Raw genomic sequence first — 16,611 nt, forward strand, 5'->3', positions numbered from 1 at the left:
TATGGGCTTACACGTGCTCGGCGTCAACGCATCGGCACGCGTGGACGGGTTTACGGCAGAGCTTTTGGATGCGGTATTGGCAGCGGCCAGGGCCAAGGGGGCCACCACCGAGCGCCTGGACCTGGTGCGCCACCCCTTTCCCTTTTGTGCGGGGAACTACTCCCTGGACCCCGCCGCCTGCGGCCCCGAGGCCTGCGTCCAGGGGCCCTGGGACGGGTTCGGCAAGGTGGCAGAGCGCATCTTGAATGCCGACGCCGTGGTTTTCGCCACCCCGGTTTACTGGTTCAGCGTCTCCGCCCGGATGAAGGCCCTCCTGGAGCGCATGACCTCCCTGGAGAACCAGGGCCTGCTGAACCTGGGCAAGCCCATGGCCCTCCTGGCGGTGGCCGAAGAGGAGGGGGCTTCCCAGGCCCTGGCGCAGATGCTCCTGCCCCTGGCCTACATGGGGTTTGTTCTGGCCCCCCTGGGCCTGGTCTACGCCCACCGCCGGGGGCTTTTGCGCCTTGAGGAAAACCCCGAGCTCCTGGAGGACGCCCGCATTGCCGGGGAGAACCTGGTGCTCCTGGCAGAGCGCCTCAAGGGCCAAGGCTTCCGCGAGCCCCTGCCCAGCTTCCACTACCGCCTGCCCCACCTGCCCGGGGTGGCGGCGGACTAGAGGTAAAGGGGCTCCACCCCCTCCCGAGCGAAGGGCCGGAGCTCATAGAGGGCCCTGGGGTCCGGGGGCGGGTCCAGGAGGAGGCCCCTTTGGGGTAGTTCCTCCGCCCTGAGCTTGCGGGGTGGGGCGGCCTCCACCGGCCTTCCCTCCCGTCTGGCGTAGGTGGCCCCGTAGTAGAGGCGGTTGCGGGCGGTGAAGAGGGGGGTGAGGGGGGGACCCCCTTCCTCCAGAAAGGGCCAGGCGGCGGCCAGGAGGGAGTTCACCCCGTAGGCCCGGGCCCCCTGGGCCAAGGCGATGCCCAGCCCCGCCGCCAGGGCGATGCGGATCCCGGTGTAGGAGCCGGGGCCCTCCCCCAGCACCAGGGTGCCGATCTCCTCCCGCCTTGCCCCCACCTCGGCAAGGAGTTCGTCCAGGAGGTCAAAGAGGGCTTCCTCGTGCCGTCTGCCCAGCCGCACCACCCGCCCCAGCCCCTCCCCTTCCCGGAAGAGGCCCAGGGCCAGGTAGGGGGTGGCGGTGTCCAGGGTCAGGGTCCACACGGGAGGCAATATACCCTGCTCCCCGGGCCTAAGGGGTAGCATGGGGGCATGCCCAAGGGGTATCACGACCGCGTGGCCTTCGTGGACCTGTCCACGGGGCGCATCTGGTATGAGAGCTACGGGGAGGACTTCTGGCGCAAGTTCCTGGGGGGGCGGGCCCTGGCCGCCTACCTCCTCCTCAAGCACGTTCCCCAGGGGGCCGATCCCCTGGGCCCGGAGAACGCCCTGGTCTTCGCCCCCGGGGTGCTTACCGGCACCCCCATCTCCGGCTCGGGGCGCAACACCGTGGCCGCCAAAAGCCCCCTCACCGGGGGGTACGGCGACGCGGAGGGCGGGGGGTTCTTCGGGGCCGAGCTGAAGAATGCCGGCCTGGACGCCCTGGTGGTCCTGGGGCAGGCCGAGGCCCCGGTCTATTTGCACGTGGAGGGAGGAGAGGTGGCCCTCCACCCTGCCCCCCACCTCTGGGGCAAGGACCCCCTGGAGGTGGAAGCCCTCCTCAAGGAGGCCCACGGGGCTGGCACCCGGGTGGCCCAGATCGGCCTTGGGGGGGAGAACCGCGTCCTCACCGCCAACGTCATCCACGACCTGGCCCACTTCGCCGGAAGGGGAGGCCTGGGGGCGGTCATGGGGGCCAAGCGGCTCAAGGCGGTCTCCGCCCGGGCCAAGCGGGAGACCCTGCCCCCCTACCACGACCCCGCCCTCCTCAAGGAGCTGGCCCGGCGCATGGCCAAAGAGCGCATGGAGCGGGCGGCGGGCATGGTCACCATGGGCACCGTGGGTACGGTGAAGCCCTTCAACCTGCGGGGGGTCCTCCCCAGCCACAACTTCCAGGACGGCTTCCTGGAGGGCGCCGAGGCCCTGGACGGCACCAGCCTGGATGCCCTGGGCATCCGCATCGGCCGGGACACCTGCTATGCCTGCGCCATCCGCTGCAAGCAGGTGGTGCGCATTGAGGGGACGGGCAAGTACGACGTGCGCCCGGAGTACGGGGGGCCGGAGTACGAGGGCCTGGGGGCCCTGGGCTCCACCTGCGGGGTGGTGGACCCCTATGCCGTCACCAAGGCCAACACCCTCTGCAACCAGTACGGCCTGGACGTGATTGGGGTGGGGGTCACCGTGGCTACGGCCATGGAGGCGGTGGAAAAGGGCTACCTGGATGACGAGGGCCTGGGCCTCCGCTTCGGCAACGGGGACGCCCTCATCGCCGCCATAGAGCGGCTGGCCAGGCGGGAGGGCCGCTTGGGGGAGCTTCTGGCCCTGGGGGCGCGGCGCCTGGCCGAGGCCATCGGCCACCCGGAGCTGGCCATGCACGTGAAGGGCCAGGAGGTGCCCATGCACGACCCCCGGTTCAAGCGGGCCCTGGGGGTGGGGTATGCCGTGAGCCCCACGGGGGCCGACCACAACCACAACCTCCACGACACCGCCTTCGCCAAGGAGGGGAGGTCCCTAAGGGAGCTTCGCTTCTACGGGGAGGACTTCGGGCCCCTGCCCATAGAGGACCTCTCCGAGGCCAAGGTGCGCATGCTCTGGACCAAGACCCGGGAGCGGGGCTTCGTGAACAGCCTGGTCATGTGTGACTTCGTCCCCTGGACCCCCGAGGAGTGGCAGGAGGCGGTCTACGCCGCCACCGGCTGGCGCCTTTCCCCTGAGGAGATGCTGGCCGTGGGGGAGCGCACCCTGCAGCTCACCCGGCTTTTCAACCTGCGGGAGGGGATTTCCCCGGAGGAGGACCGGCTTCCCGAGCGCTTCTTCCAGCCCTTCCGCAAGGGCAACCCCGAGGCGGGGCTTGACCCCCAGGCCTTCCAGGAGGCGGTCAGGGCCTACTGGCGGCTTGCGGGGTGGGAGGGTGGCGGGGTGGACCCTGAGCGGCTCCGCGCCCTAGGCCTTTCGGGCTAGAGGGGCTCCAGCACCCCCTGGCGCAGGAGGGCGGGCAGGGGCGGCTCCCCCACCTTAAGGAGGGTATAGCGCCCCCGCAGGAGGGCCAGGAGGCGCAGGGCCCGCAGGTGGGCCGCCAGGGCCTCCTGGTAGGCCCGCACCGCCTCCCGGTCCACGGGGAGGCTCTCCCCGGTCTCCACATCCTGCAGGAGGGCCTCCTCCAGGGGAGGGGAGAGCTCCAGGGGAGAGAGGATCTGCACCAGCACCACCCGCCGGGGGAGCACCCGGGCCCAGGGCAGGGGGTCCAGGCCGTCCGTGAGGAGGACCAGGGTGCCCCGGCCCGGGCGCAGGTCCTGGGGCCTTCCCCGCTCCAGGCGGGCCAGGGGGTCCTCCTGGCGGGCGATGCCCAGGAGAAGCCCCGCCACCCTCTCGGCGTAGGCCCCCTTGCCGTGGAGCCCCATGCTCTTGCTCTCGTCCAAGAAGAGGCGGAAGCGCCCCCTTTCCGGGGCGGTCTCCACCCGGGTGTAGAGCCTTCCCGTTTTGGCGTAGGCCCGCCAGTGCACCCGGCGCACCTCGTCCCCGGGGGCGTAGGGGCGGAGCTCAAAGAACTCCCCCCCGAGGCCCTTCCTCCGGGAAAGCCGCTCCCCGGGGTAGGGGAGGTAGGGCTTGGTGGCCAGGCGGTAGCGGGTCATGCCAGCTGGCAGAAGGTGCATACCCCCACGGGGGGCAGGGGCTCGATGACCTCTTCCCGGCTCCCCTCGCGGAAGACGGTGATCCCCTTGCACCCCTCCTTCCAGGCGGTGAGGAAGAGCCTTTCCACCACCTCCTTGGGGGTGTCCTTGGGGAGGTTGACCGTGGAGGAGATGCTCTGGTCCACGTGGCGTTGCAGGACGGCCTGGAGCCGTACCCGCTGGAAGGGGTCCACCTGGTGGGCCGTGGGCCAGGAGGGCACCTGCCCTCCGGTGGCCTCCCGGTAGCGCTTTAGGAGGGGGTGCTCCGCCAGGAAGACCTGCCCCCCCGCGTGGCGCAGGTAGGTGAGGGCGAAGATGGGCTCAATCCCGCTGGTCACCCCGGCGAGAAGGGAGATGGAGCCCGTGGGGGCGATGGCCAGGAGGGCGGCGTTCCTCAATCCTTTTTCCACCTCCCCCACCAGGTCCTCGGGCAGGGCTTGGATGAAGGGGCTTTTTAAGTGTTCCCGGGCCTGGAAGGCGGGGAAGGGCCCCTTGGACCGGGCTAGGCGGGCGCTTTCCCGGTAGGCGGCCTCCTTGATGCGCCGGAGCACCTCCTCCGCCAGGACCAGGCTTTCGGGGGCGCCATAGGGGAGGTTCAGCATGGCGAAGAGGTCCGCCAGGCCCATGACCCCCAAACCGATGCGCCGGCTGCGAAGCGAGGCTTCCCGCTGGGCCTCGAGGGGATGCCGGTTCTTGCCCAGGTCCACCACCGCGTCCAGGAAGCGCACCGCCCGGGCTGTGGCCTCCTCCAGCTCGGCGAAGTCCAGGCGGGCCCTGGGGGTGAAAGGTTCCCGCACGAAGGCGGCCAGGTTGAGGCTCCCCAGGTTGCAGGCCCCGTAGGGCTCCATGGGCACCTCCCCGCACACGTTCACCCCCACCACCTCCATCCCCCCGTACTGGGCGGTGGTCCAGGTGCGCACCCGATCCCAGAAGAGGAGGCCGGGCTCGGCGCTGGCCCAGGCGGCCTCCACCAGGGCCTCCCAGGCCTCCTTGGCCCGGAGGGTGGCGGTGATCTCCTCCCTGGGGGTGGTGAAGGAAAGCCGCCAGGGCTCGTCCGCCAGGGCGGCCTCGAGGAAGGCGTCCGTGGCCCTCAGGGAGAGGTTGGCGTGGCGCACCCGGCTCCGCTCGGGGTCGGTCTTGGCCTGGAGGAAGGCCATGAGCTCGGGGTGGGTGTCGGAGAAGGTGAGCATCAGGGCCCCCCGCCGGCCCCCGCTGGCCCCCATCACCCCCGCCAGGGTGGAGAAGAGCTCCATGAAGCTCACCGCCCCTGAGCTCTCCACCCCGGCGTTGCCCACCCGGGCCCCCTTGGGGCGGAGGACGTCGGCGTTGGTGCCCACCCCGCCCCCGTAGGCGAAGGTGCGGGCCGCCTCGTCCAGGAAGCGGGTGATGCCCTGCACGGAGTCCTGGCGGATGGGCAGGAAGTAGCAGTTGAAGAGGGTGCTCTTGCGCCAGTTGCCCAGGCCGAAGAGGATGCGCCCCCCGGGGACGAAGCGGAAGTCCGAGAGGAGCCAGAGGAACGCCTCCTCGGCTACCCCCGCTACCCGGGCGGCGGCGCGGGCCAGGCGGCGCCACATCTCCTCCGGGGTGGCCTCGAGGGCCCTCCCCTCGGGGTCCCTCAGGGCGTAGCGCCGCAGGAAGACCGCGGCCCTGAGCTCGTCCCCCCCAAAGTAGTCCAGAGCCAGCCTCTGGGCTTCCTCCTCCTTATAGACCCTCCGGGGCACGCTTCCAGTCTAACCCCGGGGAAGGCTTCATACCCGGATGGTTACCCGGGCGCCCGTTTCAAAAAGGTGTATGGAGTCTATAAAACGCACGATGCGGGTGGCATGCCCCATGACGATGGAGTGGGTCCTGGCCCCCCCGCCGAAGAAGCGCACCCCCTGGAGGATGTCCCCGTCGGTGATGCCGGTGGCGGCGAAGACGATCTCCTTGCCGGGGGCCAGGTCCTCCGTGCGGTAGACCCGGCCCTCGTCCCCCCCCATGGCCCGCAGGCGGGCCCGCTCCTCTTCGTTTTGCGGGGTAAAGCGGGCCTGGATCTCCCCGCCCAGGCACTTCAGGGCGGCCGCGGCCAAGACCCCTTCCGGGGCCCCGCCGATGCCCATCACCGCGTGCACCCCCGTGCCCCGGATGGCCGCGGCCAGGGCGGCGATCACGTCCCCGTCGGAGATGAGCTTCACCCGCGCCCCCGCCTCCCGGATCTCGCGGATGAGCCGCTCGTGCCGGGGGCGGTCCAGGACCACGATGACCAGGTCCTCCACGGAGCGCTGCAGGGCCAGGGCCAGGGCCTTGAGGTTGGCGGAGACCGGCCAGGTGAGGTCCACCAGGCCGGCGGCGGGCGGGGGGACGATGAGCTTTTCCATGTACATGTCCGGGGCGTGGAAAAGCCCCCCCTTCTCGCTGATGGCGATCACGGTGACGGCGTTGGGCAGGCCCTTGGCCGCGGTGGTGGTCCCCTCCACGGGGTCCACGGCGATGTCCACCTCCACCCCGCCTTGGCCCAGCACCTCGCCGATGTAGAGCATGGGGGCCTCGTCCATCTCCCCCTCGCCGATGACCACGGTGCCCCGGATGGGCAGTTCGTTCAGCACCCGGCGCATGGCCTCGGTGCCCGCCTCGTCCACCGCCTCCTTGTCCCCCTTGCCGGCGAAGCGGCTGGCGGCCAGGGCCGCCTGCTCCGTCACCCGAACCACTTCCAGGACCAGCCTGCGCTCAATTTCCATGGTTCCATCATAAGGGTCTTTCCCTCAGGGCCGGTGCCGTGCCCAGAGGGTCCGGGCCAGGTCCTCAGGGGTGAGGCCCAGCTCCGCCAGGGTGAGGAGGAGGTGGAAGAGGAGGTCGGCGGCCTCGTGGCGGAGCTCCTCGGGGTCCTGGTTCTTGGCCGCCAGGATCACCTCTCCTGCCTCCTCCCCGATCTTCTTCAGGATGCGGTCCAGGCCTGCCCGGTGGAGCCTGGCCACGTAGCTCCCCTCGGGGAGGGTCCTTAGCCTCTCCTGGAGGGTGGCGTACACCTGCCCCACCACGAAGCCCAGGTCCTTCTCCCCCTCCAGGAGGGGGCGGTGGAAGCAACTCCTCTCCCCGGTGTGGCAGGCGGGGCCGTGGGGCACCACCCGGTAGACCACCGCGTCCCCGTCGCAGTCCAGGAGGACCTCCACCACCTCCTGGACGTTCCCCGAGGTCTCCCCCTTGCGCCACAGGGTCCCCCGGCTCCGGCTGAAGAAGGTGCTCCGGCGGGTCCTTAGGGTCTCCTCCAGGGCCTCCCGGTTGGCGTAGGCCAGGGTGAGGACCTCCCCCGTGCGGGCGTCCTGCACCACCACCGGCACCAGCCCCTTCTCGTCAAAGCGCACCTGGCCCAGGTCCATGCCCCTCAGTCTAGCCGCACGTGGAGGCCTTTTTCCGCCAGGAAGGCCTTGAGCTGGGGGATGGGGATCTCCCCGAAGTGGAAGACGCTGGCGGCTAAGGCGGCCTCAGCCCCCGCCTGGAAGGCCATGAGGAAGTGCTCCGGCCTGCCTGCGCCGCCGCTGGCGATCACCGGCACGTTCACCGCCTCGGCCACCATCCGGGTGAGCCTCAGGTCGTAGCCCTCCTTGGTGCCGTCCCGGTCCATGCTGGTGAGGAGAATCTCCCCCGCCCCCAGCTCCGCCCCCCGCACCGCCCACTCCACCGCGTGGAGGCCCGTGGGCACCCGTCCCCCCGCCACGTACACCTCGGGGAAGTCCCCGTTCCAGCGGGCGTCAATGGCCAGGACCACCGCCTGGGCCCCGAAGTGGTCGGCAAGCTCCGCCAAAAGCTCGGGCCGCTTCACCGCCGCGGAGTTCACGCTCACCTTGTCGGCCCCCGCCAAGAGGAGCCGCCGGGCATCCTCCAGGCCCCGCACCCCGCCCCCCACGGCCAGGGGGATGAAGACCCTTTCCGCCACCTGGGCCACCACCTCCAGGAGGATGCTCCGCGCCTCGTGGGTGGCGGAGATGTCCAGGAAGACCAGCTCGTCGGCCCCGGCCTCGTTGTAGGCCTGGGCGGCCTCCACCGGGTCGCCGGCGTCCCTGAGGTTGACGAAGTTCACCCCCTTGACCACGCGCCCCGCGTGGACGTCCAGGCAGGGGATGATGCGCTTGGCCAGGCCCACGGGGCCATTATAGGCCACTTCTCCCGCTTTCCTGCGCGTGGTAAGCTTTGAAGGATGGAACGGGTAAACGTGGTGGGCGCGGGCCTGGCGGGGAGCGAGGCCGCCTGGACCCTGGCGCGCCTGGGGGTGCCGGTGCGCCTCTACGAGATGCGCCCTAAGCGCATGACCCCGGCCCACGCCACGGAGCGCTTTGCCGAGATCGTCTGCTCCAACTCCTTGGGCGGGGAGGGGATGGCCAACGCCAAAGGCCTCCTGCAGGCGGAGATGCGGGCGGCGGGGAGCCTCATCATGGAGGCGGCCGCCCGGGCCCGGGTGCCCGCCGGGGGGGCCCTGGCCGTGGACCGGGAGGAGTTCAGCGCCCTCATCACGGAAAGGCTTGCCGCCCACCCCCTGGTGGAGGTGGTGCGGGAGGAGGTCACGGCCATTCCCGAGGGGATCACCGTCCTGGCCACGGGGCCCCTCACCTCCGAGGCCCTGGCCGAGGCCTTGAAGGGGCGGTTTGGCGACCACTTCCTGGCCTACTACGACGCCGCAAGCCCCATCGTCCTCTACGAGAGCATTGACCTCAGCAAGTGCTTCCGCGCGGGGCGCTACGGCCAGGAGGCGGACTACCTCAACTGCCCCCTCACGGAGGAGGAGTACCGCCGCTTCCACCAGGCCCTCCTCGAGGCCCAGCGCCACACCCCCCACGATTGGGAGAACCTGGCCTTCTTTGAGGCCTGCGTGCCGGTGGAGGAGCTGGCCCGCCGGGGCTACCAGACCCTCCTCTTCGGCCCCATGAAGCCCGTGGGCCTCAAGGACCCCCGCACGGGGAAGGAGCCCTTCGCCGTGGTGCAACTGCGCCAGGAGGACAAGGCCGGGCGCATGTGGAGCCTGGTGGGCTTCCAGACGGGCCTCAAGTGGCCCGAGCAGAAGCGCCTCCTGCAGATGATCCCGGGTTTGGAGAACGCGGAGATCGTGCGCTACGGGGTCATGCACCGCAACACCTACCTGAACGCCCCAAGGCTTCTCCGGGAGACCCTGGAGTTTCAGGAGGCGGAAGGGCTTTTTGCCGCCGGGGTGCTGGCCGGGGTGGAGGGCTACCTGGAAAGCGCCGCCACGGGGTTTTTGGCGGGGCTGAACGCCGCCCGGCGCCACCTGGGCCTTCCGCCCGTGGCCCCGCCCGAGGCCAGCATGCTGGGGGGGTTGGTGCGCTTCCTGGCCACGGCCAACCCGGAAAACTTCCAGCCTATGAACGCCAACTGGGGCCTGGTGCCCCCGGTGGAGGGGCGCATGGGCAAGCGGGAGAAGCGGGAGGCCATGTACCGGAGGGGCCTCCAGGCCTTCCAGGACTGGCTGGCCAGCCTGAAGCCCCCGGTACCGGGGGCCCAGGTGGCCGTGGCCCCCTAGAGGCCCAAGGCCCGCAGGGCCTCCAGGGCCACCTCCCGCTCGTTCCAGGGGAGGGCCTCGGTCCCCCGCTCCAGGGTCCGCTCGTGCCCCTTGCCCGCCAGGAGGACGGTGTCCCCGGGCCGCGCCTCGGCCAGGGCCTGGTGGATGGCCTCCCGGCGGTCGGGCACCACGGCGTAGTGCCCCCCCTCTGCCTCGGCCGCCTTTACCAGGGCCTCCAGGATGGCCTCCAGGGGCTCGGAGCGGTGGTCCTCCTCGGTGAAGAAGGTCTTGTCCGCCAGGCGTGCGGCCACCTGGCCGATGTCCTGCCGCCGCCTGGGGTCCCGCTCCCCCGCCGCCCCCACCACCAAAAGGAGCCGCCCCCGGGTGGTGCGCCGCAGGGTCTTCAGGGCGGCCTCGAGGCTCTTCCCGGTGTGGGCGAAGTCAATGACCACCCGGAAGGGCTCCTTCTGGATAATCTCCATTCTTCCCGGTATCCCGGGGAAGGTGGCCAGCCCGAAGAGGACCTCCTCCAGGGAGACCCCCTGGGCTAAGGCGGCGGCGCTGGCCGCCAGGGCGTTTTCCAGGTTGTAGCCCCCCAGGAGGGGCAGGAAGGCCTCCCCCTGGCCCCAGGGGGTGTGGAGGGTGAAGCGAAGCCCCTCCGCCTCCTCCCTTAGGCCCTCCCCGAAGACCTCCCCCCCGGGGCCGAAGAGGAGGTGGGGCCTGGCCCTTAGCGCCTCCAGGTGGGGGAGCCTGGTGTTCAGGACGCTCAGCGCCGAGCGCTCCACCAGGAGGGCCTTGGCCTGGAAGTAGGCCTCGGGGGTGCCGTGGAAGTCCAGGTGGTCGTCGGGGTAGAAGTTCACGAAGACCCCCACCCCAAAGGCCAGCCCCTCCACCCGCTTAAGGGCCAGGGCGTGGCTGGAGACCTCCAGCACTGCCCCCACTAGCCCCCGGTCCACCGCCTCCCGCAGGAAGCCGAAGACCTCGGGGGCCTCGGGGGTGGTGAAGTGGCCGAAGGATGGGCGCGCCTCCTGCCCCAACCTGAGGCCCACGGTGGAGAGGAGGGCGGTGGGCCGGCCTGCGGCCTGGAGGAGGTGGTGGAGTAGGGCGCTGGTGGTGCTCTTGCCCTTGGAGCCCGTCACCCCGGTGAGGAAAAGCCGGCGGTCGGGCTCCCCGTGGAGGCGCCGCGCCAGCTGGGCCAGGGCCAGGCGGCTGTCCGCCACCTTCAGGTAGGGCACGGGCAGGCGGAGGTCCTTCTCCCCCACCACGGCGATGGCCCCCCGGGCCAGGGCCTCGGGGATGAAGTGGTGCCCGTCCAGGGGCTGGCGGTGGGGGAGGGGTACCCCGGGCACGGCCACGAAGACGAAGCCCTCCTCCACCCGCCTGGAGTCTAGGGTGATGCCCCGCACGGGGAGGGGCGGGGCCTGAAGGCCAAAGGGGGCGAAGAGTTCCTCCAGGGTCATGGCTTTACCCAAGGCCTCAGGGTTTCCAAAAGGGCCTGGCGGTCTTCCTCCCGCTCCACGAAGTCCAGCCGGTCTGCCTCCACCACCTGCACGGGAGAGAGGTCCCAGCCGGCGATGAGCTCCTCGTAAAGGGCGTTCAGGCCCAGGAGGTAGCGGTCGGGGATGGCCCTTTCAAAGGGCCGCCCCCGCTTTTCAATCCGGGCCCGCAGGGTGGGGAGGCTAGCCCTGAGGTAGAGGAGGAGATCGGGTTTGCGCAGGGCGGGGGCCACCCCGTGGAAGAGGTCCAGGTAGGTCCGCCAGTCCCGCTCCGAAAGGTACCCCTCCCGGTAGAGGTGCTGGGCGAAGACAAAGGCGTCCTCGTAGACGGTGCGGTCCTGGACCACCCTTGTTCGGCCGTTCACCTCCAGGAGGTGCTGGCGGAGGCGCCTGGCCAAGAAGAAGACCTGGGAGTGGAAGGCGTAAGCCCCCATGTCCCGGTAGAAGTCCTCCAGGTAGGGGTTCTCGCTCACCGCCTCGTACACGGGCCTGAGGCCAAAGGCCTCCGCCAGGAGGGCAGTGAGGGTGCTCTTGCCGCTGCCGATGTTGCCGGCGATGGCCAGGTACACGGCTAGACCCCCAGGGGCAAGTGGGCCTTGACCAGTTCCACCACCCGCTCCCGGTCCGGGCCCCCGGGGCTGAAGTCCAGGGCCTCGGCCTCGAGGACCAAAAGGGGATGAGGGTAGCGGGCGAAGTGGCGTTCGTAGGCCTCGGAGAGGGCCTCCAGGTAGGCGGGGTCCATGCCCGCCTCAAAAGGCCGCCCCCGCTTCCTGATGCGCTCCAGGAGCACCCCCACCGGGGCCCGCAGGTAGAGGGTGAGGTCCGGGGGGGGAAGCCTGGGGGAGAGCTCCCGGTAGAGGTCCAGGTAGAGGTCCCACTCCGGGCCTTCCAGGTTCAGGCTGGCGAAGATGGCGTCTTTGTCAAAGAGGTAGTCCGCCACCACCCCGCCGAAGAGGGGCCGCTCCCTCAGGCGGGAGAGCTGGCGGTAGCGGGAGAGGAGGAAGAAGACCTGGGCCTTGAAGGCGTAGCGCTTGCGGTCCTGGTAGAAGAGGGGCAGGAAGGGGTTTTCCTCCACCACCTCCAAGAGGGTCTCCGCCTCAAGCCGCTCGGCCAGCAGGCGGGCCAGGGTGGTCTTGCCCGCGCCGATGGGGCCTTCGATGGCGATGTACACCCCCATATCCTTACCGGGGAAGGAGCCCATTCGCAAGCCAGCCCTACCGCCGCGGCCGGGCCACCAGGGTGAGGGTGACCTCCAGCCGCCGTCCTTCCCGCCAGAGGGTGAGGCGCACCCGGTCCCCGGGGCGGTAGCGGGCGATCTGCTGCACCACCTCCGCCTTGTCCTTCACCACCCGGCCGTTCACCGCCAGGATGACGTCCCCCAAGGAGAGGAGCCGCCCCTGGGCGTCCCGGCTTGCCCCCCTGAGCCCCGCCCGGGCGGCGGGCCCCCCGGGCTCCACCCGGTCCACCATGGCCCCCTGGGCGGTGGTGAGGCCCACCGCCCGCAGGAGGACGGGGGGAAGCTCGTCCAGGCTCACCAGGCTGGCCCCCAGCCATCCCCGCTGGGGGATGCCGAAGCGCTCCAGGTCCTGGACGCTCTGGGCGGCCAGTTCCCCAGGGATGGCCACCCCAATCCCCCCCACCCCCGAGGGCCCCCCCACCACATCCGCCACCACCCCGATCACCTCCCCCTGCAGGTTCAGCAGGGGGCTTCCCGAGTTGCCCACGGTGAGGGGGGCGTCGGTGAAGAGGTACTCCCCCACCTCGGCCCCCACGCTGGGGTCGGGGGTGGGGACCTCGAGGGGGCCTATCCCCGAGAGGATGCCGTAGGAGGCCAGGGGCCCCTGGCCGTAGGGGAAGCCCACCACCACCACCCCCATCCCCAGGGGCAGGCTGGCGGTGGTGGCCTTACTGAAGCCCAAGACCCCGGGGGCCTGCACCCCCCGCACCGTGAGGAGGGCCAGGTCAATCCCCGGGTCCACGGCGAAGACCTCGGCGGGGAAGGTACGCCCATCCACCAGGCGCACGGTGAGGTCGGCCACCCCCTGCACCACGTGGTAGTTGGTGACCACCCGGAAGGGGCTCACGAAGAACCCCGTGCCCACCACCTGGTCCTCCCCCGGGGCCGTGGGGGAGCCCTGGACCCGCACCACCGCGGGCAGGGCCTTCTTGATCACCTGGCTCCGGGCCACCTCCTCGGGGGAGGCCAGGCGCTGGCCAAAGGCGAGGAGGAGGAAGAGGACCAAGAAGGCGAGGCGCATGGCCCTACATTACCTCAGGGGCGGGGATGCCCAGAAGGTCAAGCCCGGTTTTTAGGGTCTCCTGCAGGCTCCGCACCAGGCCGAGGCGTAGCTCCCTGAGGCCGGGGGGGGCGGTGAGGACCGGGGTGGCGGGCCGGCCCTCTTCCTTGGCGTTGTAGTAGGCGTTCCAGGCGGCGGAGAGGTCCAGGAGGTACTGGGCCAGCACGTGGGGGGTCTTCTCCTCCGCCGCCTCCAGCACGGCATCCTCAAAGTCCAGGAGGGCTAGGGCCAGGGCGCGCTCGTAGGGGGTGGCCTGGGAGAGGTCGGCCTCCCCCCAGGCCCCGGCCTTGCGCAGGATGCTGTGGGCCCGGGCGTGGGCGTACTGCACGTAGGGCCCCGTGTCCCCCTCAAAGGAGAGGGCTTCCGCGTAGCGGAAGTCAATCTGCTTCCGGGGTTCGGTCTTCACCATGGTGAAGCGGATGGCCCCCAGGGCCACCATCTCCGCCGCTTCCTCCTTGGCGGGGTGCTCGGGGTTTTTCTCCTCAATGACCAGGAGGGCCCGCCTCTTGGCCTCCTCCAGCACCTCGTCCACGCTCACCGCCAGGCCCTTCCGCCCCGACATCTGCTTGCCTTCCAGGAGCACGGTCTCGTAGGCCAGGTGGAAGGCCCCTTCTGCCAAATCCGGCCTTCCCGCCAGGGCCAAGGCCGCCCGTACCAGGGCCTGGGGGTGGCTCTGGCGCACGTCGATCACGTTCACCGTCTCCCGGGCGTTTGGGGTGTAGGCCTCCCCCTCGGGGGCGCTGGTGCGCAGGCCAGGGTAGTAGGGGTTGGGGTAGGGCCGGAAGCGGAGGCCCGAAAGGAGGCCCATCTTCCAGAACTGGAAGGCGATGTCCTTGGCGTAGTAGGTGGCCGCTCCCCCGGAGCGCACCAGGACGAAGTAGGGGTCCTCGAGGCCCGGGATAAAGGGGCTGGCATCCATCACCAGGGCCCCGGCGTACTTGCCCTCCGTGGGGCGGAAGACGTGGGGGCTTTGTTCCAGGATTTCCAGGGCCTTGCCCAGAAGCCCCGCCCGCACGATGTCGGACTCCCAGACCAGGAGGTGGTAGTGGGCGTTCAGGGCCTTCATGGTGGCCATCTGGGCCAGGAGGATGCGGTTCACCTCCTCCCTAAGCTCCCCCCGCTCCAGGGCGTGGAGGACCGCCTCAATGCCCCCCTGCAGGTTGGGGTAGTCGGGGTCCTGGTGGAGGCGCACGTAGGCCCGGCCCGCGAAGTGGTCGTACTTCTCCTTCCCGTCCCAGGCCAGGCCATAGTGGCGCAGGGCGAAGAGGGTCTCCGCCGCCTGGCGGCCGGTGTCGTCAATGTAGTTGAGGACCAGGACCTGCCGACCGGCGAAGTCCAGGATGCGGGCCAGGCTGTCCCCCAGGGCGATGTTCCGCAGGTGCCCCACGTGGAGCTCCTTGTTGGGGTTCACCGAGGTGTGCTCAATGAGCACCAGGCCCTCCTCCTTGGGCAGGGGCTCCTTGGGGCGCAGGGCCTCTTTTAGGAGGTCTTCCGTGCGGATGCGGAAGTTCAGGTACCCTCCCACGGGGATGGCCTCCTCCACGAAGGGAGGGAGTTCCAGGCGGCTTCTGAGCTCCTCGGCGATGGCCTGGGGGGGCTTCCTGAGCTTCTTGGCCAGGGCGAAGAGGGGGACCCCGTAGTCCCCGGGCTTGTCCTTGGGGGCCTTGGCCACCTTGAGCCGGAGGTCCAGGCCCATCTCCTTGAGGGCGGCGTGTATGGCCTCTTCCAGGGCGCGGCGCACCATCAGAGGGCCATCTTACCAGCCAGGGCCCGCTTCAGGGCCTCCGCCGCCTGGCGGTTCATGCCGGGCAGGCGGGCCAGCTCCTCCAGGGGGGCCTCCATGAGGGCCTTGAGCCCCCCATAGCGCTCCAGAAGGAGGCGCCGCCTGGCCTCCCCGATGCCGGGGATGCCGGAGAGCACCTGCAAAAGGGCCTCGCTCCGCCTTTTCTGGTGGTAGCGCAGGCCGTTTTGGTGGGCCTCGTCCCGCAGGTGGATGAGGAGCTGTAAGGCGGGGTGGGTGAGGGGAAGGCGGAGCTCGCGGCCCTCGGGGGTGAGGAGGACCTCCTCCTTCTTGGCCAGGCCCACCAGGGGGATGCGGAGGCCTGCCCGCTCCAGGGCCCTTGCCGCCGCCCGCACCTGGCCTAGGCCCCCGTCAATGAGGAGGAGGTCAGGCAGGGGCATCTCCTTGAGGCTTCCCGTGAAGCGGCGGTAGACCCCCTCCTCCATGGCCCCGTAGTCGTCGTTGCCCGCCTTGAGCCGCATCCTGCGGTACTCGGCCCGCTTGGGCCTGCCCCCCTCGAACACGGCCATGGAGAAGACCCGGGCCTCCCCCTGGAGGTGGCTTACGTCGTAGCCCTCCAGGCGGAAGGGACGCCGGGCCAGGCCCAGGAGGTCCTGGAGGGCCTTGAGGGCGGGATGGTCCCCCCGCCTTTCCAGGAGCTTGAGCTCGGTCTCCAGGGCCAGGCGGGCGTTCCGCTCGGCCAGCTCCAGGAGGCGTTGCTTCTCCCCCCGCTTGGGCACCCTGACCTCCACCTTCCGCCCCGCGCGCTGGCGCAGGAGGGCCTCCAGGCTGCTCAGGTCCTCGAGGGCAAAGGGGAGGAGGATGAGGGGGGGCAGGGGAGAGGCCTCCAGGTAGTGGTCGCGCAGGAAGGCCCAGAGGATCTCCGCGTCCGTGGCCTCCTCCTTCTCCACCACCCGGCTCAGGCGGCCCAGGATGCGTCCGCCCCGCACCTGGTAGAGCTGGACCACGGCCAGGGCCCCGGCCCGGGCCATCCCCAGGAAGTCCAGGTCCCCCATCTCGGGGTCAAAGGCCTGCTGGGCGGTGGCGAAAAAGGCCCTTAGGGCCTCCATCTGGTCGCGGATCTCCGCCGCCCGCTCAAACTCCAGCCTCCGGGCGGCCTCCCGCATCTTGGCCTCCAGGTGGGCCAGAAGCCAGTCCACCTTCCCCTCCAGCACCGCCTCCACCTGGCGCACCACCTCCCCGTAGGCCTCGGGGTCGGCCAGGCCCACGCAGGGGGCCAGGCAACGCCCCATGCTGTGGTTCAGGCAGGGGTAGCGCCGCCGCCGCATGGGGTAGCCGGAGTTTTTCCGCAAGGGGAAGTACTGGTCAATGAGGGTCTTGATGCGCCTCAGGGCGCCCGCCTCGGGGAAGGGCCCGTAGTACTTGGCCCCGTCCTCCTCCACCCGCCGCACCACCAAGAGGGTGGGGAAGGGCTCGCGGGTGAGCTTCAGGAAGGGGTAGTGCTTGTCGTCCTTGAGGAGGACGTTGTAGGGGGGGCGGTGGGCCTTGATGAGGTTGGCCTCGAGGAGCAGGGCCTCCACCTCGTCCCGGGTGGCGATGAAGTCCAGGCTGGTGGCCTCCTGGGCGATGCGCAGGGGCTTGCCTTCCGCGTGAAAGTAGCTCCGCACCCGGGCCCGGAGGCTTTTGGCCTTGCCCACGTAGAGCACCTCCTCCCCCTGCTTCCAGAGGTAGACGCCGGGGGCCTCGGGCAGGGGGGGCAGGTCCTCAGGCCGCACGCTCCCCATTGTAGATT

At 70.6% G+C, this 16,611-nt stretch carries 15 protein-coding genes; 3 read left to right on the plus strand and 12 right to left on the minus strand.

Features of this window, described 5'->3' with window-relative positions; translation table 11 throughout:
• Position 1 precedes the first annotated feature (1 nt).
• Entirely contained in the window at positions 2-655 is a 654-nt protein-coding gene (locus tag B128_RS0106065; protein ID WP_026175064.1) for a flavodoxin family protein, read from the plus strand.
• Here B128_RS0106065 and tsaB read toward each other — a convergent pair.
• A complete protein-coding gene (tsaB, locus tag B128_RS0106070) occupies positions 652-1,191 on the minus strand; it encodes a tRNA (adenosine(37)-N6)-threonylcarbamoyltransferase complex dimerization subunit type 1 TsaB (RefSeq protein ID WP_018111387.1) in 540 nt (179 codons plus the stop codon). The two genes, B128_RS0106065 and tsaB, sit on opposite strands and share 4 nt — an antisense overlap.
• Positions 1,192-1,239: 48 nt before the next feature.
• Here tsaB and B128_RS0106075 point away from each other — a divergent pair, with 48 nt between their 5' ends.
• Positions 1,240-3,087, plus strand: coding sequence for an aldehyde ferredoxin oxidoreductase family protein (locus tag B128_RS0106075; RefSeq protein ID WP_018111388.1), 1,848 nt, complete (start codon positions 1,240-1,242; stop codon positions 3,085-3,087).
• Here B128_RS0106075 and B128_RS0106080 read toward each other — a convergent pair.
• The 5 genes from B128_RS0106080 to hisF are packed head-to-tail and all read right to left on the minus strand — an operon-like array spanning position 3,084 to position 7,917.
• Positions 3,084-3,758, minus strand: a complete 675-nt coding sequence (locus B128_RS0106080) for a DUF58 domain-containing protein (RefSeq protein ID WP_018111389.1) — start codon at positions 3,756-3,758, stop codon at positions 3,084-3,086. The two genes, B128_RS0106075 and B128_RS0106080, sit on opposite strands and share 4 nt — an antisense overlap.
• Positions 3,755-5,518, minus strand: a complete 1,764-nt coding sequence (locus B128_RS0106085; protein ID WP_018111390.1) for an adenosylcobalamin-dependent ribonucleoside-diphosphate reductase — start codon at positions 5,516-5,518, stop codon at positions 3,755-3,757. The genes B128_RS0106080 and B128_RS0106085 overlap by 4 nt, the downstream gene beginning before the upstream one ends.
• Before the next feature lie 27 nt (positions 5,519-5,545).
• Positions 5,546-6,514: a class II fructose-bisphosphatase gene (gene glpX / locus B128_RS0106090; RefSeq protein WP_018111391.1), complete on the minus strand. Its 969-nt coding sequence runs from the start codon at positions 6,512-6,514 to the stop codon at positions 5,546-5,548.
• 24 nt (positions 6,515-6,538) lie between these two features.
• Complete coding sequence (hisIE, locus tag B128_RS0106095) at positions 6,539-7,153, minus strand: bifunctional phosphoribosyl-AMP cyclohydrolase/phosphoribosyl-ATP diphosphatase HisIE (RefSeq protein WP_018111392.1); 615 nt, start codon at positions 7,151-7,153, stop codon at positions 6,539-6,541.
• Between the two features lie 5 nt (positions 7,154-7,158).
• The gene (gene hisF / locus B128_RS0106100) at positions 7,159-7,917 is read right to left on the minus strand and encodes an imidazole glycerol phosphate synthase subunit HisF (RefSeq protein WP_018111393.1); all 759 of its coding nucleotides are present in this window, start codon (positions 7,915-7,917) and stop codon (positions 7,159-7,161) included.
• A gap of 54 nt (positions 7,918-7,971) precedes the next feature.
• Here hisF and trmFO point away from each other — a divergent pair, with 54 nt between their 5' ends.
• Positions 7,972-9,306, plus strand: a complete 1,335-nt coding sequence (trmFO, locus tag B128_RS0106105; RefSeq protein WP_018111394.1) for a methylenetetrahydrofolate--tRNA-(uracil(54)-C(5))-methyltransferase (FADH(2)-oxidizing) TrmFO — start codon at positions 7,972-7,974, stop codon at positions 9,304-9,306.
• On the opposite strand, the gene B128_RS0106110 is transcribed toward trmFO, so the two are convergent.
• Genes B128_RS0106110 through uvrC form a run of 6 tightly spaced genes read right to left on the minus strand, consistent with a single transcriptional unit; the run spans position 9,303 to position 16,603 of the window.
• Positions 9,303-10,745, minus strand: coding sequence for a Mur ligase family protein (locus B128_RS0106110; protein WP_018111395.1), 1,443 nt, complete (start codon positions 10,743-10,745; stop codon positions 9,303-9,305). The genes trmFO and B128_RS0106110 overlap by 4 nt on opposite strands.
• On the minus strand, positions 10,742-11,350 hold the full coding sequence (locus tag B128_RS0106115) for a deoxynucleoside kinase (protein WP_018111396.1): 609 nt from the start codon (positions 11,348-11,350) through the stop codon (positions 10,742-10,744). Before B128_RS0106115 ends, B128_RS0106110 begins: the two co-directional genes overlap by 4 nt.
• 2 nt (positions 11,351-11,352) lie before the next feature.
• The gene (locus B128_RS0106120; protein WP_026175065.1) at positions 11,353-11,952 is read right to left on the minus strand and encodes a deoxynucleoside kinase; all 600 of its coding nucleotides are present in this window, start codon (positions 11,950-11,952) and stop codon (positions 11,353-11,355) included.
• A 43-nt stretch (positions 11,953-11,995) separates the two neighbouring features.
• Positions 11,996-13,039, minus strand: a complete 1,044-nt coding sequence (locus B128_RS0106125) for a S1C family serine protease (protein ID WP_018111398.1) — start codon at positions 13,037-13,039, stop codon at positions 11,996-11,998.
• 4 nt (positions 13,040-13,043) lie between these two features.
• The gene (locus B128_RS0106130) at positions 13,044-14,822 is read right to left on the minus strand and encodes an arginine--tRNA ligase (RefSeq protein ID WP_018111399.1); all 1,779 of its coding nucleotides are present in this window, start codon (positions 14,820-14,822) and stop codon (positions 13,044-13,046) included.
• Positions 14,822-16,603 (minus strand): excinuclease ABC subunit UvrC, encoded by a 1,782-nt coding sequence (gene uvrC, locus B128_RS0106135; RefSeq protein ID WP_018111400.1) that lies wholly within the window; start codon positions 16,601-16,603, stop codon positions 14,822-14,824. Before uvrC ends, B128_RS0106130 begins: the two co-directional genes overlap by 1 nt.
• Positions 16,604-16,611 lie beyond the last annotated feature (8 nt).

The sequence above is a fragment of the Thermus igniterrae ATCC 700962 genome, assembly GCF_000376265.1.
GTDB classification, from domain to species: Bacteria; Deinococcota; Deinococci; order Deinococcales; family Thermaceae; genus Thermus; species Thermus igniterrae.

Coding starts and splice junctions, on each gene's coding strand:
- B128_RS0106110 (WP_018111395.1), bottom strand. CDS start 10,745: ATGACCCTGGAGGAACTCTTCGCCCCCTTTGGCCTTCAGGCCCCGCCC.
- B128_RS0106080 (WP_018111389.1), bottom strand. CDS start 3,758: ATGACCCGCTACCGCCTGGCCACCAAGCCCTACCTCCCCTACCCCGGG.
- trmFO (WP_018111394.1), top strand. CDS start 7,972: ATGGAACGGGTAAACGTGGTGGGCGCGGGCCTGGCGGGGAGCGAGGCC.
- B128_RS0106130 (WP_018111399.1), bottom strand. CDS start 14,822: ATGGTGCGCCGCGCCCTGGAAGAGGCCATACACGCCGCCCTCAAGGAG.
- B128_RS0106065 (WP_026175064.1), top strand. CDS start 2: ATGGGCTTACACGTGCTCGGCGTCAACGCATCGGCACGCGTGGACGGG.
- B128_RS0106075 (WP_018111388.1), top strand. CDS start 1,240: ATGCCCAAGGGGTATCACGACCGCGTGGCCTTCGTGGACCTGTCCACG.
- uvrC (WP_018111400.1), bottom strand. CDS start 16,603: ATGGGGAGCGTGCGGCCTGAGGACCTGCCCCCCCTGCCCGAGGCCCCC.
- glpX (WP_018111391.1), bottom strand. CDS start 6,514: ATGGAAATTGAGCGCAGGCTGGTCCTGGAAGTGGTTCGGGTGACGGAG.
- hisIE (WP_018111392.1), bottom strand. CDS start 7,153: ATGGACCTGGGCCAGGTGCGCTTTGACGAGAAGGGGCTGGTGCCGGTG.
- B128_RS0106125 (WP_018111398.1), bottom strand. CDS start 13,039: ATGCGCCTCGCCTTCTTGGTCCTCTTCCTCCTCCTCGCCTTTGGCCAG.